Below are 15348 nucleotides of genomic sequence, written 5' to 3'. Positions count from 1 at the left end.
ATGTCGATCCAGGAGCGGGCCCGCGACCTCACGAACAGCCGCACGCCGTTCGTCGAGGCCACCGTGGTGCGGGCGCAGGTGCCGTCGTCGGCCCGGGCGGGCGATCAGGCGGTGGTGCTGACGGACGGGACGATCGAGGGTTTCGTGGGCGGTCAGTGCGCCGAGAGCTCCGTGCGCACAGCCGCTCTCGGCACGCTGGAGAACGGCGAGACTCTGCTGCTGCGGGTGCTGCCCGAGGACCTGAGCTTTCCCGAGACCCCCGGCGCCGAGGTCGTGGTGAATCCGTGCCTGTCCGGCGGGGCTCTGGAGATCTTTCTGCGGCCGGTGCTCCCGCCGCCGCTCGTGCGGGTGGTCGGCGACACCCCGGTGGCCGACCACCTGGTGCGGATCGGCGAGATCCTGGGGTACACCATGGTCCGGACCTCGACCTCGACCTTGACCTCGGACACGCCGGACGCGGTCATCATCGCCAGCCACGGTCACGACGAGGAAGAGCAGATCCGTCGAGCAACGGACGCGTCGGTCGCCTACGTGGCCCTGGTCGCCAGCCGTCGGCGCGGGTCGGCGGTGCTGGACGGGCTCGGCCTGACCGACGAGGAACGCGAGCGGGTGAGCACCCCGGCCGGCCTGGACATCGGCGCCCGCACCCCCGGCGAGATCGCGCTGTCGATCCTGGCCGAGGCGATCCCCCGGCTGCGCTCCGGCCGTAAGGCCTCGAACCCCAGCACCGCTCTCGACCCGGTCTGCGGCATGACCGTCACCATCACCCCGGAAACCCTTCACCTGGGCGATGTCTGGTTCTGCGGGGAGCACTGCCGCGCCACCTACGCCAAGGCCTCCGCGCGGTGAGTCCTCTCACCCCCGAGGAGATCCGGGCCCTGCTCGACGAGGTGGACCTGCTCGTCGACGAGGGGCTCTCGACGGCGATCTTCCTGACCCTCACCCTCGGGCAGCCCCTCCTGCTCGAGGGTGAGCCCGGCGTGGGCAAGACCGCCACCGCCAAGGCCCTGGCCCGGGCGCTCGGCACCCCGCTGATCCGGCTGCAGTGCTACGAGGGCCTGACCGTGAACGAGGCCCTGTACGAGTGGAACTTCCAGCGGCAGCTGCTGGCGATCCGCCTGGCCTCCGGGTCCGCGGTGACGGAGGCCGACCTGTTCACCGAGGAGTACCTGCTGGAGCGCCCCATCCTGCGGGCCGTGCGGCATCCGGGCCCGACCGCGCCGGTGCTGCTGATCGACGAGATCGACCGCGCCGACGACGAGTTCGAGGCCATGCTGTTCGAGTTCCTCGGCGAGGGCTCGGTCACCGTTCCCGAACTGGGCACGTTCACCGCCGCCCGCCGTCCGCTCGTCGTGCTCACGTCCAACCGCAGCCGCGAACTGCACGACGCCCTGCGCCGGCGCTGCCTGTACCACTGGATCGCGTTCCCGGACCCGCCGCGAGCGGTCGAGATCCTGCGCCGGAAGGTCCCCTCCGCCGCCTACCCCCTGATCTCCTCGACCACGCGGTTCATCACGCAGGCCCGGGGGCTCGACCTGGACAAGGCACCCGGCATGGCCGAGGCGATCGACTGGGTGAGCGCGCTGAGTGCGCTCGGCGCCGCGGATCTCGGGCGTGACGACGCTGTGCGCACTCTGGGCTGCATCGCCAAGACCCCCGACGACCAGGCCGCGATGCTCGACGCACTGGAGAGGACGCCATGAGGATCGACCACGAGTTCACGGTCAGCACCGGGGTCGACGAGGCCTGGCGGGTGCTCACCGATCTGGAGGGCATCGCCCCCTGCATGCCCGGGGCACGGCTCACCGGCGTCGACGGAGATGTCTACTCGGGCACGGTGAAGGTCAAGGTCGGGCCGGTGGTGAGCGAGTACGCCGGAACGGCCCGCTTCGTCGAGAAGGACGACGCGGCACACCGGGCGGTGATCGACGCCAAGGGCAAGGACTCGCGCGGCACCGGCACTGCGGCCGCCACCGTCCGCGCCGGTCTGCGCCCCGACGCCGAGCCCGGGCGCACGGTCGTGACCGTCAGCACCGACCTGAACATCAGCGGCAAGATCGCGCAGTTCGGCAGCGGCATGATCAAGGACGTCTCGACGAAGCTGCTCAACCAGTTCGTCGAGAACCTGGAGGCGAAGATCCGCACCCCCTCTCCCTCTCCGGAACCGGCGCCCGAGGTGACGCCCGAACCCGGGGCGCCGTCGCGTCCGTCATCATCGCGGCCCGACGACGACACCGCACCGCTCGACGTGCTCTCGCTCGCCGGGGACTCGCTCTACAAGCGGGCCGTGCCCGCGGCGGTGGCGGTCGCCGCGGCAGCCGTGATCATCTACGTCGTCTTCCGCTGAGACACCGGTGCAACCCGTCCCGCTGCGTGGCATCGACACGGCCGCGTTCGTGGTTTCGCTGGCCGACCGTCTGCGGACGCGCGGGGTGCGGGTCGGTCTCTCGGCGATGGAAGACGTTTCGGTCGCCCTGGGGGCCGAACCGATCCGCACGCGGTCGCAGCTCTACTGGACGACCCGGATCACGCTGGTACGGCGCTACGAGGACCTGGCCGTGTTCGACCAGGTCTTCGAGGCCGTGTTCGACGCGGTGATGCCCCTGGATCCGGTGGCCCGCCGCAACGCCCGCCGTGGTGATCGCGGCCGGAACGCGGCCGTGCCGGGCGATTCTCACGGGGAGGAAGCCGGGTCCGGACTGCCCTGGCTCACTCTGCCACCCGCCGTCGGTGGGGCGAGCGACGCCGGTGAGCAGCGCGTGCCTCGCCGGAACCCGAGTGCCCTCGACGAACGGGCCGGACTGCCGTTCGAGAGACTCAGCGACGACGACCTGCGTGAGCTCGGCGACCGACTGGAGGAAGCCGCGCTCAGTCTGCCGCGGCGCCGCTCCCGCCGGCTGCGGGTGAGTTCGACCGGCGGCCGGATCCAGCTGCGCGACACCATGACACGGGCACGCCGCACCGGATGGGATCCGGTCGAGCTGGTGCGCGCGACCCCCCGGCCGAAACCCCGGCGCGTGCTGATGATCTGCGACGTGAGCCAGTCGATGCAGGCTCCCTCGGTCGCCTTCCTGCACCTCATGCGAGCGCTGGTCCTCCGCTGCGACGCCGAGGGATTCGCTTTCGCCACCTCACTGACCCGGCTCACGCACAGACTCGCCCACCGTTCCGCCCCGGAGGCCTTCGACCGCGCGAGCGCGGCCGTGACCGACCGCTTCGGTGGCACCCGGATCGCCGCGAATCTGCAGTCACTCATGGCTTCTCATCACGGAGGCCTGCTGCGGGGAGCGGTGGTGATCATCGCGAGCGACGGCTGGGACAGCGAGCCGCCCGAGAGGATGACCGCCGCGATGGCGAGGTTGAAGCGGCGTGCTCACCGCGTCCTCTGGCTGAATCCCCGTTCTGGAGCACCGGGTTACGAGCCGAAGGTGGCGACGATGGCGGCGGCCCTGCCGTTCTGCGACGCGATGCTGCCGGCCGACTCCTTCCGCTCGCTGGAGAACGTGTTTCGTGAGCTCAGTTCCAGAGGGTCACATGGATCGACGGCCGGAACCGCCCGGCGGTGACACCCGCGCCACGCAGCATCGCCTGGGTGGCGCGTGGGGTGGCGACGAAGCGGGTGAACTCGGCGGCCTCGGGTGCACAGCCGGTGCCGGTGAGCGACATGACGCCCCAGGTGCCGATGGCGGGCTGGGTGAGGCGCACCAGGTCCTGACGCGAGATCTCCTGCCGCACCGCGAAAGCCAGGGCGAGCGTGAGTCCCTTGCCCCGCTTCACCTCCTCGACGGCGGCGACGTGACTCTGGAAGATCTGCTGGCGTTCCTCGGGGATCTGCAGGCGCTGCAGGATGTCCGGCACCAGACCGATGCGGCCGATGGCGGAGGGGCCGAGCAGCCAGGTCTGATCGCGCAGCCGGCCCGGGCTCGGCGTGACCTGGCTGAGCGGGTGCTGCGGGCCGGCGACCAGCACGACCTGGAAGTTGAGGAACGGCTGGTAGCTGACGGAGCCGTCGAGGTCGGGCGGGCGCGGGCCGATCGCGACGTCGACGGATCGGGTCAGCAGGATCTCGCTGAACTCGCGAGGGCTGTGCACGCCGAGCTCGACGTCGAGATCACGGGCGCGGCCGGCGAAGAGCTCGAGCAGGCCGGGGGCGCAGTGCTCGGCGAACAGGCTGGAGGCGGCCACCCGCAGGAAGCGACGCCCACTGCCGGCCCGGCTGACCTCGAGCACCGTGCGGTCTTGCAGTCCCAGCAGTTCGGCGGAGCGGCTGGCCAGGCGCAGGCCGCCGGGCGTGAAGGCGAGACCGGAGGCGGTGGGCGCGAACAGCCTGTCGCCCAGCTCCTTTCGCAGCTGACCGACGTGCGCCGACACCGCGGCCTCAGTCACGCCGAGGTCGGCGGCGGCCTTGCGGACCGACCCCAGGCGCACGATCGCCGTGAATGCGCGCAGTTGTGCAGGTGTCACGGTCGACTCCCCACGTCCGCCGAGAGACAGGGGTCAAGATATCCCGAACCGGACGGCCGGGGTTCTGCCGGCTGTCAGCGGATGCGGATCCTTGGGGCCAGATGCGCGGCTTCTGCGCACCAGCAGCCGCACGGGAGACGCGACTGCGGTCGGCGTTCCGTTCGGCTATTGGTCGTCCCCGTCGCCCAGCATCTCGCGCAGACCCGGGTTGCCGGGGTCGGTGCTGCTCAGCGCGGCCGGGTTGTAGGGCAGCCAGCCCGCCTCGGTGATCCGGTCGGCCGCGTCCTGTGCGAACCGGTGGATGGCCATGCGCAGGATCGAGTCGTTCCAGGTCTGGCGGGACACCACGAGCAGACCGTGGGCCGGGGCGTAGAAGGCCATGCCCTCGGGCATGAAGGCGTGGCCGGTGATGCGGGCCCGGCCCAGGCCGGAGACCGGCAGGAACACCTGGAAGTCACGATCTGCCTCGACGGCCTCCAGCGCGGCCGCGGTGGCGGCCGGAAGGTCCTTCAGGTTCAGGTGGATCGTCGCCCGGGCCAGCGCCTCCTCGACGAGCTGGGCATTCTCGGAACTACCCGCTCGGGGGCGCATCTCAGCCATGCCGACCACCGTAGGCAGCCCTCGGCGTGACTCCGGCCCAGGTCAGCGGCTTTTCACCCGGTCACCGCACCGAGCCGTACCGGTCCGGGCCAGGGCGGCGACGCTGAGTGAGGCTCCGGTCACAGCCTTCCTGGCCTAGTCTGAGCTCTTCGGAAAGACGGAGAGGACCACGTTGAAGCTCGGTGAACATCTAAAAGGTCTCTCGCGTCAACCTCACTCGATGGCCAAGCCGGCCCTGGTGGTGCAGGGCGGCGGCATGCGCGGTGTCTATTCGATCGGTGCGCTGGCGGAGCTGGAGAGCGAAGGACTCCGAGATGCCTTCTCGGTGGTCGTGGGCAGCAGTGCGGGCGCCATCAACGGCGCGTATTTCCTTGCGGGGCAGGCCAATGTCGGCGAGCGCATCTACGTCGACGACCTGAGTCACAAGGCGTTCATCAACCCGGCGCGGCTGTGGAAGGTCGTGGATGTCGACTACCTCATCGACGAGGTGGTCAAGGAGCACTACCCGCTCGACGTCGTCGCGCTGAAGTCGGCCCCGGCCGAGCTGCTCACCGTGCTCACCGATGCCGAGACCGGTGAGGCGTTCGTGGTGTCGAACCGCGAGGCCGACGACCTGCACGAGGTGCTGCGCGCCACGGCCGCCCTGCCCGCGCTCTACAACAAACGCATCCCACTGGGCGGGCGGCGGTACATCGACGGCGGCATCGTGGCGCCGGTGCCGGTCGACCAGGCGCTGGAGGCCGGCGCCACGCAGGCGCTGGTGGTGATGACCCGGTCGTTCACCTTCCTGCAAGACGATCTCGGGGCCGCGATGAAGTGGCTCGGCCGGCGTCTGGCCCGGGGCCAGGCCGACTTCGTCAAGGAGAACATCAGCCGGCCCAGCCCTCACTACGCCGCACTGCTGCAGCGTCTGGCGGCCGAGCACACCGTCACGCCCCGCGTCACCTGGACCGTCGCACCGTCGGAGATCCGGGCCGACCGCACCGGCATCGACGCCTCGGTGCTGGCCGCGACGGCTCGGCTCGGGCGCTCGGACATGCGGGCGATGCTCGACCAGGAGTTCACGCCCGGGCAGTGATCCCGTCGAGGGCGGCGATCCCTTCCACCTCACGGATCTCGGCGAGGGTGCGGATCCGGTGCACCAGCTCGGCCGGATCGTGCTCGGTGGAGAAGAGCTCGTCCACGCCCCGCAGTCCCGCGACGTCGAGCAATCGCTTCTCGTTGGTCACCCAGATACCCCGCGACGCCGCCACGGCGTGGGCGTACTGGGTGACCGCGAGAGAGATCAGCCCCAGGGCCTGCGCGGTGCGAGTGCTGTTCTTCTCGGCGTACCCCAGCGTCAGCCGCGCCCTGCCCGACCACACGCTCACGGCGGCCTCGCGCAGCCGGGGCGGATAGGCGTCGACCCGGGGCAGACCGCCGCGCAGCGTGCGGTTGCTCGCGAGCTCGGCCACGACGAGGTAGGTCGGGATGCCGGCCAGGTGGAACATCAGCGGCTCGATGTCGAACTTTCCCTGCCCGGCCCGTCGCACCTCGGACTCGACCACGTCGAGGTCGCGGTAGTGCACGTCGACCGGCTCCCCGGCGACGCGCCACCAGCACCCGCCGTTGAACACCCCGCCGCCCCAGCCGCCCACCTCGGAGACCTGCCCCTCGTGCCCGAGGGACCGTAACGTCCGCACGTCCAGGCTCTTTCGGTAGTAGATCCCGAGATCCCAGTCGCTGTCGGGACGCGCCGTGCCCTGCGCCCGGGAGCCCCCGAGCGTGACGGCCTCGACGTCGGGCAGGGCGGCGAGCTGATCGGCGAGGGCCTCGAGGAAGTCCATGCCGCCACCCTGCCCCGTGACCACCGCTCCGGCATCCGATTAAAGCGTCACCGGAAGATCGCCACGACTGCCTCCACCGTGACGCCGGCCGAGACCACGGCCAGAAGCAACAGAGCCCGGAACCACCAGATACGACTGCGCCGGGCGGCGAACCATTCGCTCAGGCCGTCAGTACTGAACCGGAAGGGAATGCGAACCGGCTTGGGCTTGTCGTGGGCGGGCTGCATTCCTCGCTTCTTCTCGATCCGCAGCAGATCTTCGGAATCCGAGATCTGGCTCTTCGAATGCTTGGCCATGAGCTGGGCGCTGATCACGGCGATGACGAAACTCAGGGCCGCCGCCAGTGCCCGCATCCAGGAAGCGCTCTGCCCCAGGGCGATGGTGAGCAGGAAGGCCATGGCGGTCATGGCCAGAACCGGCGTCTGCCACATCAATTCGTTGTGAGAGATGTACCGGTCGCTGATCGACTGGTAGGTGAGGACCTCGTCGTGCCATCCCGACGTCGTCACCTCCGGCCGCCGGATCATCAGAAGGCTTCCCGGCCAGAAATCGTCGTCATCGGGAAGCGCGTCGACGGGGAACCACTGAAAGTTCAGGGCCTCGGATCCTTGGGCCCGCGGCGCCGATCCCGACGGGAAGAGGGCGAGGTAGCAGACCGCGACGGCATGCTTGCGCGGGTCCACCCCCATACCGGCGCGGGGCGAGGGGAAGTACTGATTGACGAAGTAGGGCTCCGTCTCCACCACCACGCCACCGATGTCCCGCAACGAGTCCTCGAGATGCCGTCGACCGGCCTCCTGCAAAGACTCGTCGTAGCCCACCCGGCCACCGAGGTGACACCACCGTCTCCCCATCGGCGAATCACGCTCGATGAGACCGACGTGCGAGACCCGCCCGGTGTCGTCCCGCTGTACCGGCAGCAGGTCGACACAGGCGATCGGCAGGTTCATGCTCGCCCACGCCCAGTCCTCGGCGGGCAGGTGGAGCTTCGCCTAGTTCTGTCCGGCAAACGGCCATTTGCCGGAAACCCCCCGATCAGACGTGGATCAGCACCTCACCGTGCAGGATGCTGATCCAGCCGTCCGGGGCGGCGACCCACTCGCGCCAGCCGGCCGCGATCTCGGTGATGTCGTCGGGTGTGGCCAGCCCACTGCCCAGCACCTGCTCGGTGATCGCCGAGTTCGCGATCCGGTCGGCCCACATGCCGCCCCAGCCCTCCCGGGCCTCGGGATCGGCGTGGCACCAGGTGGACGACGAGGCGGTCACCTTCGCGGCCCCGGCCTCGCGCGCCCAGGCGAGCAGACGGCGTCCCGCATCGGGTTCCCCCTGGTTGGCGCGGGCGGCGGCCCGGTAGACGTCCAGCCACCGGTCGAGCGCGGGAATCTGCGGGTACCAGACGAATCCGCTGTAGTCGGCGTCGCGCACCGCGACCACGCCGCCCGGACGGCAGACCCGGATCATCTCGCGCAGCGCCCGCACCGGATCGGCGACGTGCTGCAGCACCTGATGGGCGTGCACGATGTCGAAAGAGTCGTCGGCGAAATGGAGTTCGTGCACGTCGGCGACCACGAAGCTCACGTTGCCTTCCTGCACCCCGGCCCGGGTCACCTCCAGCGCCGCGTCCGACACCTCGACGGCGGTGAGCCTCGCCGGTGCGACCCGGCGGGCGAGGTCGGCGGTGATGGTGCCGGGACCACTGCCGATGTCGAGCAGTTCGGCACCCGGACGCAGGTGCGGCATCAGGTAGGCGGCCGAGTTCCGCACGGTGCGCGTGCGGTGCGAACGCAGCACGCTCTCGGCGTGGCCGTGGGTGTACTTGGCACTACTCATGTGCGGCAGGTTAACCCGCTCTTCTCATCATTCGAGAGAGCCGTCTTTCATAGTGAGACTGGACAGCCGTGAGGATCGGGCGTTCCGCGACCGGCGTCGTGACCATGTCGCGGTCACCGGAGGGCACAGCGCGCTGCGGTCCGGATGGGGGGAACGCCGCCGGCACTCCCTGCGCGGTCAGAGAGCACAAGCGTCTTCAGCCAACCTTCAGAGGATGCTGACACGCTATGGGTCATGGCTCAGGGTGCTCGCGTAACTACCTGGCGTCAGGGATTTATCGGGTCGATAGGGTGACCTCCGGGGGTCCGCGGAGAACGCGGACCGGGTGATGTGCGTGGGGTGGGCTGTGACGACGTCGTACGTGAAGATCGAACTGCCGGTGCTGGAGTCCACGGCCTCGCGGCTGGGCCAGGTCGCCGGTGACCTGACCAATTCCCGGTCGCTGGCCGATCAGGACGCGCGGGTGCTGGGTGAGGGTTCGCTGGCCTCGGCGCTCGGTGAGTTCTCGGACAACTGGCACCGGCGCCGCGAGAACCTGATCACGGGGGTGCAGGGGGCGCAGAAGTTCGTCTCCGACGCGGTCACCGCCTATCGCGAGCTCGACCGGCAGCTCACCGAGGCCGTCACGATCAACGACGGGCAGGGCGCGAAATGAGCCGCCCCACCGACTGGATGCCGTTGCGCGACACCGACCCGGTTCCCGGCGATCAGGTCCAGATCCAGGCGATGGCCAAGCGGTACCGCGACTTCGCGGCCGAGCTCGAGGCCCAGGCCGCGTCCCTGAACCGGCTGGCCAACGCCGAGGGGTGGGACGCGATCGGCGGCCGGGCGTTCGCGTCCACCGCCACCGACGTCGCCGGGCAGCTGAGCAAGGCCAAGGGCCGCTACCAGGCGGTCGGCGACGCGATCAGCACCTACGCCACCGCGCTGGCCCAGGCCCAGCAGGAGGCCGACGACGCCGCGCGTGAGGCCAAGCAGGCCGAGGCCGAGGTCAAGGCCAAGCAGGCTGCCGGAGACGCCACGAACGCCCTGGACGACCCGATGGCCCAGGCGCTCAACGGGCCCACCCGGCGCCTGCGCGCGGCGATGGACCGCCGCGACTCCGCCGACCGGCAGGCCGCCGCCCAGGTGCGCGACGCGATCGACAGTGACGGCCTGAAAGACAACTGGTGGGACCGGGTCAAGGACTGGACCTCCAAGAACTGGAACTCGTTCATCGACTGGGTGCACAAGCACGCCGGCACGATCAACGGCATCGCCGACTGGATGGGCAAGATCTCCTCGGCCCTGGCCGTGATCGGCACCGTGCTCTCGTTCATCCCGGTCGTGAATGCCATCGCCCCGGCCTTTTTCGCGGTCGCCGCCGGGTTGACCGTGATCAGCCTGGTCTGCCACATCCTGACGGCCCTGTCGGGTGACGGGTCCCTGGTCTCGATCGGGCTCGACGTGCTGGGCCTGGTGACGTTCGGCTGGGGCAAGGCCGCCACCGCGGGTGCGAAGACGGCTCAGGCCGGGCTGAAGGCCGCCGCGAAGACCGGTTTCGTGCGGCAGGCCAAGGGAGCGGCAACGAAGAAGGCGGCGGCGAAGATCTCCGAGAACGCCCGCAAGGCCGTGGTCAACGGGGGCGTGCGCCGGGCCAGGGCGGAGGCCGGCAAACTCATCGACGAGGCGCTCTCGAAGCCCGCGTCCTCGTTCATCGCCAACACGAACAAGTGGCTCGTGCCCCGGCAGGCCAAGGTCGACAAACTGGTGAACTCCCGCATCGGCAAGTTCCTGCAGATGGACTCGGACGTGGTCTACACCACCGCACAGCACAAGGCCATCGAGGCGCTGGCCCCGAAGTACAACGGGGTCAAGAACGCCATGGCCGAGGTGCAGAAGAAGGTGGGGCAGGCCGACCTGGCCAACGCGATCGGCATCGCCGGCGACATCGCCGACAAGTCCAAAGCCGCGTCCCTGCTCGACAAATACACCACGTTCGGACGGTACGCGAACAAGTGACGACATCGACGACAGGCTGGTCCCTTCTCCTCCCCGAGACCTGGCACCGGGTCCGGCTCGACGAGAACCGCCGTCAGCAGGTGACTTCCGTGGTGGGCAAGGCGTTCGCCACGGTCTCCCGTGACGAGTCCGCCTCCGCGCGGCGTTCTCTCGAGAACGACCTGGCCGGCCTGGTCGACCGGGCCCACGACGGCGGTGGGCGTGAGTTCTACCTGCTGATGGACGTTCTGCGCGGCATTCCTCTCGCGGCCACTCTGGTGGTCACGGTGGTTCCGGAACCGGTACCGGCCGACGTGGCGCCCGAGATCCTGGCGCGGGTGCTGGCGAACGACCCGAACAGCGAGCCCGCGGTGCTCGAGGTCGCCGGTGAGAATGTGCCCGCGGTGAGGCGTTCCGAGGCCAAGATCATGCGCGAGGAGATTCCCGGGCTCGGGCCGGCCCGGCTGACCTTCACCGGTCTGGACGTCTTCGTGCCCTTCCCCGACCGGTCGCAGATCCTTCTGCTGACCTTCCGCACCCCGATGGAACCGATCGCCGCCTCGATGATGGTGCTCTTCGAGGCGGTCGCCGGATCCCTGCGCTGGCGAGAGGCCTGACATGACGAGCGTTCTGGTGGATCTCGCGGACATCTGGGTGATGGCCGACCTGGAGGCCGATCCGCACGAGTGGGCCCGGGCGGCGGTGAGTTCGGCCGACGTCCCCGAAGAGCGGGCGGCGCTCCTGGCGAACGTCCTGGTGCCGGCCCTGGAGTCGGCGCGCCGCGAGGAGGTGCCGCCGGTGATGGTGCTGTTCCTCATGCCCCGTCCGGGCGATCCGGCGATCTGCAGCGTGAGTGTCCGGGCCGAGGGGCTGGCCGACGAGGTGACGCTCGAGGACCTGGTCGAGGAGTTCCGGCTTCCCGAGGAGATGCTCGAGCTGCCGGCGCAGGAGGAGTCGATCGAGACCGAGGCCGGCCCGGCGACGCACCTCGTGCAGCGCTACCGCTCCCCGGTGAACCCGGAGTACGAGGTGGTGCAGGAGCACGAGGTCTTCGTCTGGCGGGTCAGTGATCCGGGCGGTGACCTGGGCGTCTACCTGTCCACGAGCCACGTCGACCTGGTCGAGGCGGGGTACTGGCGGCCGGTGCTCGTGGAGCTGGCGAAGAGCCTGGAACTGGCGGCGGACGAGACCTGAGGCGAAGCTGGGGGCGTGCGTCCCCCCGCCTACGTCTCCTCGGTCGCGGCCCCGGTGCTGCTCATCGGCGGCTGGCTGCTGGCCGAGTCCCGTCAGCCGCCCGGTTTCGATCCGATGGTGGACGCGATCAGCGACCTGGCTGCCATCGGTGCCACGGATCGTGTGGTCATGACGGTTGCGCTGATCGGGGTCGGCGTGGCTCATCTGGTCACCGCGTTCTGCCTGACGGAGGCCGCCCGGCCCGGCCGGTTGCTGCTGGCGGCCGGTGGGGTGGCGACCGTGCTCGTGGCGGCGTTCCCCCTGCCCGGCGGTGGGGGCAGCTCGGCGGCGCACACTCTCTGTGCCACGGCCGCTTTCGTGGCGCTGGCGGTGTGGCCGCTGGTGGCGAACGGACGTTCGGGAGACCGGGTGCTGAATCCACCGGTCTCGCTGGTGGCGGGGTCGGTTCTGCTCGTCCTGGTCGGCGTCTTCGGTTTCACCCTGTATGTCACCGGACCTCTGGGACTGACGGAGCGGGTGGCGGCAGGAGCGCAGGCGTTGTGGCCGTTGGCGGTAGTGCTGGGCTTACGCCGGCGCCCCGCAGCAAGACCGGTGTCGTGAGCAGGATCAGCAGGCCCAGCACCGCCGAGGCCGTTCCGGGGCTGCTCAGGTCGGCGAGGGGGCCGGCCACCAGCGGGCCCAGGCCCTGGCCGGTCATCAGCCCGACGCCCAGCAGGCCGAATCCCAGGGCCTGACGTCCGGGCGGCAGAGCGTTGCGGAACGCCGCCTGCCCGCCCGTCTCGAAGGCCAGCCCGACCCCGGCCAGAGCCATCAGCACGGCCGCCACAGGCGCCGAGGGGGTGAGGGCCAGCGGCAGGAGGGATACGCCGAGCAGGGCCAGCAGCACGGGTACGAGCCGTTCGCGGGTGGCGGGCCGGCACAGCCTTCCCACCACGGTCGTCCCGACCAGAGCACCCAACGGGGTGGCGCCCATCAGCACGGCGGTGGCCGCCCCACCCGCCTGCGTCTGCCCGGCGTAGGACACGGCCAGCGATTCGACGCCCGCCAGCAGCGCGAACGGCGTCCACCACAGCAGCAACAGCGGCCGAACCAGGCTGTGACCGAACAGGTCCCGGTATCCACGCAGGGTCTCGCCGGGCGTCCACGGGCTCCGGGAGCCGGGGGCCGGAACCGACGGCAGGCCCAGCCAGCTGATCAGCAGCGCCACACCGTGCATGGCCGCGGCCAGCACCAGCACCGCACCGGCGCCCAGGGCCTGGAGCACCAGACCACCCACCGCGAGTCCCGCCAGCTGCGCCAGCATCGAGGTCATGGTGAACAGCGACCGGCCCAGCACGTAGCGGTCGCCCTCGAGAAGGCGCAGCAGCAGACCGGACTGGGCGGCCGAGACCAGCGGGTGCAGCAGGGCTCCCAGGGCCACCACCGCGATTCCGGCCGGCACCGACGAGCTCGACGCCAGAACCGCCAGCAGCAGCCCGAGCCCGAGACGCACCAGGCTCCCGACGGCGATCAGAGGTCGGGCCGGCCACCGGTCGGCCAGCGAGGGCAGCAGCAGACCGCCCACGACGCCGGGCAGGAAGCCCGCCGCGAAGGCCGCCGATGACCAGGTCGAGGAACCGGTCGTCTCGAAGACCACGACCGAGAAGGCGAGGATCTGCAGCGAAATGCCCAGCACGGTCAGGGTGGTGGTGGTGAACAGGGCGGCGAAGCCCGGGGTGGTGAAGACTTCACGGTAGGTCGTTCGGGCAACGGTCGAGGTGCTCATGGCGCCAACCTGGCAGCGTCGTCAGGACGGAGCTACTGTTTCGCCGGTGGCCGAAACCTCGTTATGGATCATGGCCGGGGCCGAGGACATCGTGTCGTCCCGGTTCGCGGTCTCCCCCAGCGACGAGACCGTCCATCTGATAGCCCAGCTCGCTCACCGGCGTTCGACCGCGTCGCCGCTGCTGGGCCGGTTCACGCACCGCTGGGGCACCATCCGCGACGACCCGGGCGTGCGGGCTCTGGCCGCCCTCCAGCGTGAGCGCGAGGGCGTCGACTTCACCACTCCCCCGCCCGCCGGGATGGGTCAGAGCATTCAGGACGACGTGGCGGCGATGCGGGCCAGTTCCCTTGCGGACGCCCGACGCGAGATCGCGTACATGATCGCCGGCGCTCCGGTGGCCGAGGAGGTGGCGACGGTTCTGCACGCCCCCGATGTCCTGAACCGGCTGGCCGACGCGATCGAGCTGGCCTGGGACGTGTTGCTGCGCCCGGACTGGCCGCGGGTGCTGGCGGTGCTGCAGCGCGACGTCCAGCATCGGGCCGGGCGCCTGGTGGCTCACGGCTGGAGCGCCGGCCTGGAAGACCTGCATCCCAAGCTCAGCTGGGAGGAGGGCCGGATCCGGGTGCGGGACCGGGGACCGCAGACGGTCGACCTGGCCGGGCGAGGGCTGCTTTTCGTCCCCTCGGTCTTCCTGGCCCAGGGACTGGCGATGAGCCTGGACGGACCGCACCGCCCCTGGATCCGCTATCCCTCCCGTGGAACGGCCACGCTGGCCGAGACCGTTTCGGCCCCAGCGACTTTGGCCCCGCTGATCGGGGCCGCCCGGGCCCGGCTCCTGGAGAGCCTGGCCGACCCCGGATCCACCACCCAGCTGGCCGGCGTCCTCAATTCGTCGCTGGGAGCCGTCGGGGACCACCTGAAAGTGCTTCTGGACGCGGGTCTGGTGACCCGTGAGCGGGTCGGCCGCTCAGTCCTTTACCGCCGTACCGAACTGGGTGACGAGCTGATCGGAGGGCGACGGCTCAGCTGAGACGCCGTTCCGGATGCTCGAGCCAACCGACGACTTGAGATGCCCCAGCGCCAGAGTGCGATGCTTTCGATGATCGATAGCCCGGAACAAGATCCGCGCAACCGGGGCACCGCCACTCGCCGCCTCATCCGGGCTATTTCTCTAGCAGCATGCAGGCGCCGTAGAGCATGACGATGGTATTCACCTTACTGCCCACCTCCACACTGGCTCCATCATCATCAAGGATGGCCAGCGAGACGTTCCCCGGCTCGTCAACCAACGAGTTGACCGTGGTAAAGCCGTATTGCGCGGCGACATCGACGATCTTGGGCTTGGCCCGGGCCCAGTCTTCCTGCCCAATGCCGCCCTTCGCGGAACCGCCCTGGAAAGTCGCCGAGTCGGCCTCGATGCCGGCCGCCGGATCCCCGCAGTAGCTTCTGCCACCGGCCTTGACCTCGGCGACCCACTCAAGATCCGGGACCTCCTCCTCCAGGATCCCCCGGATCTCGCCGAGCAGGGCCAGATACGTCCGGGCACCTTCGTCGAACGAGGGACGCGCCCGGAGCACGGCCTCACTGTTGTCATCCTCTGCGCCCAAGATGTTCGCACCTCCACATGCTGCTACGCATAAAGCGACGACAGCGACCGACATCAGAGCCCCGGCACGCCGGAACCAGCGG

At 70.1% G+C, this 15348-nt stretch carries 18 protein-coding genes; 11 read left to right on the top strand and 7 right to left on the bottom strand.

All coding sequences use genetic code 11. From position 1 onward, the window contains the following. Genes J2S57_RS18405 through J2S57_RS18390 form a run of 4 tightly spaced genes read left to right on the top strand, consistent with a single transcriptional unit; the run spans position 1 to position 3566 of the window. Positions 1-849: an XdhC family protein gene (locus tag J2S57_RS18405; RefSeq protein ID WP_307244578.1), complete on the top strand. Its 849-nt coding sequence runs from the start codon at positions 1-3 to the stop codon at positions 847-849. Continuing rightward, positions 846-1703, top strand: coding sequence for an AAA family ATPase (locus J2S57_RS18400; protein WP_307244577.1), 858 nt, complete (start codon positions 846-848; stop codon positions 1701-1703). Before J2S57_RS18405 ends, J2S57_RS18400 begins: the two co-directional genes overlap by 4 nt. Next, the gene (locus J2S57_RS18395) at positions 1700-2347 is read left to right on the top strand and encodes an SRPBCC family protein (RefSeq protein WP_307244575.1); all 648 of its coding nucleotides are present in this window, start codon (positions 1700-1702) and stop codon (positions 2345-2347) included. Before J2S57_RS18400 ends, J2S57_RS18395 begins: the two co-directional genes overlap by 4 nt. 7 nt (positions 2348-2354) lie before the next feature. After that, a complete protein-coding gene (locus J2S57_RS18390) occupies positions 2355-3566 on the top strand; it encodes a vWA domain-containing protein (RefSeq protein ID WP_307244573.1) in 1212 nt (403 codons plus the stop codon). Here J2S57_RS18390 and J2S57_RS18385 read toward each other — a convergent pair. Next, a complete protein-coding gene (locus tag J2S57_RS18385) occupies positions 3517-4464 on the bottom strand; it encodes a LysR family transcriptional regulator (protein ID WP_307244570.1) in 948 nt (315 codons plus the stop codon). The genes J2S57_RS18390 and J2S57_RS18385 overlap by 50 nt on opposite strands. 165 nt (positions 4465-4629) lie before the next feature. Then, positions 4630-5064 carry a hypothetical protein gene (locus tag J2S57_RS18380; RefSeq protein ID WP_307244567.1) on the bottom strand — a complete coding sequence of 145 codons (435 nt, stop codon included), beginning with the start codon at positions 5062-5064 and terminating at the stop codon, positions 4630-4632. Between the two features lie 220 nt (positions 5065-5284). On the opposite strand from J2S57_RS18380, the gene J2S57_RS18375 reads away from it, so the two are divergent. Then, positions 5285-6142, top strand: a complete 858-nt coding sequence (locus J2S57_RS18375) for a patatin-like phospholipase family protein (RefSeq protein WP_307244565.1) — start codon at positions 5285-5287, stop codon at positions 6140-6142. Here J2S57_RS18375 and J2S57_RS18370 read toward each other — a convergent pair. The 3 genes from J2S57_RS18370 to J2S57_RS18360 are packed head-to-tail and all read right to left on the bottom strand — an operon-like array spanning position 6126 to position 8720. Then, positions 6126-6890, bottom strand: a complete 765-nt coding sequence (locus J2S57_RS18370; protein WP_307244563.1) for a nucleotidyltransferase domain-containing protein — start codon at positions 6888-6890, stop codon at positions 6126-6128. The genes J2S57_RS18375 and J2S57_RS18370 overlap by 17 nt on opposite strands. A 47-nt stretch (positions 6891-6937) precedes the next feature. Beyond that, positions 6938-7870, bottom strand: coding sequence for a DUF4916 domain-containing protein (locus J2S57_RS18365; RefSeq protein WP_307251073.1), 933 nt, complete (start codon positions 7868-7870; stop codon positions 6938-6940). 55 nt (positions 7871-7925) lie between these two features. After that, positions 7926-8720 carry a methyltransferase domain-containing protein gene (locus J2S57_RS18360; RefSeq protein ID WP_307244561.1) on the bottom strand — a complete coding sequence of 265 codons (795 nt, stop codon included), beginning with the start codon at positions 8718-8720 and terminating at the stop codon, positions 7926-7928. A gap of 346 nt (positions 8721-9066) precedes the next feature. Here J2S57_RS18360 and J2S57_RS18355 point away from each other — a divergent pair, with 346 nt between their 5' ends. The 5 genes from J2S57_RS18355 to J2S57_RS18335 are packed head-to-tail and all read left to right on the top strand — an operon-like array spanning position 9067 to position 12494. Beyond that, a complete protein-coding gene (locus J2S57_RS18355; RefSeq protein WP_307244559.1) occupies positions 9067-9375 on the top strand; it encodes a hypothetical protein in 309 nt (102 codons plus the stop codon). After that, complete coding sequence (locus tag J2S57_RS18350; protein ID WP_307244557.1) at positions 9372-10721, top strand: hypothetical protein; 1350 nt, start codon at positions 9372-9374, stop codon at positions 10719-10721. Before J2S57_RS18355 ends, J2S57_RS18350 begins: the two co-directional genes overlap by 4 nt. Then, entirely contained in the window at positions 10718-11317 is a 600-nt protein-coding gene (locus tag J2S57_RS18345) for a hypothetical protein (protein ID WP_307244555.1), read from the top strand. The genes J2S57_RS18350 and J2S57_RS18345 overlap by 4 nt, the downstream gene beginning before the upstream one ends. A 1-nt stretch (position 11318) precedes the next feature. Beyond that, complete coding sequence (locus tag J2S57_RS18340; RefSeq protein WP_307244553.1) at positions 11319-11894, top strand: hypothetical protein; 576 nt, start codon at positions 11319-11321, stop codon at positions 11892-11894. Between the two features lie 15 nt (positions 11895-11909). Then, positions 11910-12494 (top strand): DUF998 domain-containing protein, encoded by a 585-nt coding sequence (locus J2S57_RS18335; RefSeq protein ID WP_307244551.1) that lies wholly within the window; start codon positions 11910-11912, stop codon positions 12492-12494. On the opposite strand, the gene J2S57_RS18330 is transcribed toward J2S57_RS18335, so the two are convergent. Then, positions 12382-13659, bottom strand: a complete 1278-nt coding sequence (locus J2S57_RS18330; RefSeq protein ID WP_307244549.1) for an MFS transporter — start codon at positions 13657-13659, stop codon at positions 12382-12384. The genes J2S57_RS18335 and J2S57_RS18330 overlap by 113 nt on opposite strands. A gap of 46 nt (positions 13660-13705) precedes the next feature. On the opposite strand from J2S57_RS18330, the gene J2S57_RS18325 reads away from it, so the two are divergent. Continuing rightward, positions 13706-14689: an ArsR/SmtB family transcription factor gene (locus J2S57_RS18325; RefSeq protein WP_307244546.1), complete on the top strand. Its 984-nt coding sequence runs from the start codon at positions 13706-13708 to the stop codon at positions 14687-14689. Between the two features lie 133 nt (positions 14690-14822). Here J2S57_RS18325 and J2S57_RS18320 read toward each other — a convergent pair whose 3' ends face one another. Then, positions 14823-15266, bottom strand: coding sequence for an LppA family lipoprotein (locus J2S57_RS18320; protein WP_307244544.1), 444 nt, complete (start codon positions 15264-15266; stop codon positions 14823-14825). Positions 15267-15348 lie beyond the last annotated feature (82 nt).

The organism is Kineosporia succinea, from assembly GCF_030811555.1.
Taxonomy (GTDB): Bacteria; Actinomycetota; Actinomycetes; order Actinomycetales; family Kineosporiaceae; genus Kineosporia; species Kineosporia succinea.
Note: the sequence above shows the minus strand (reverse complement) of the source record. Positions and strands in the feature narration are given on the sequence as shown.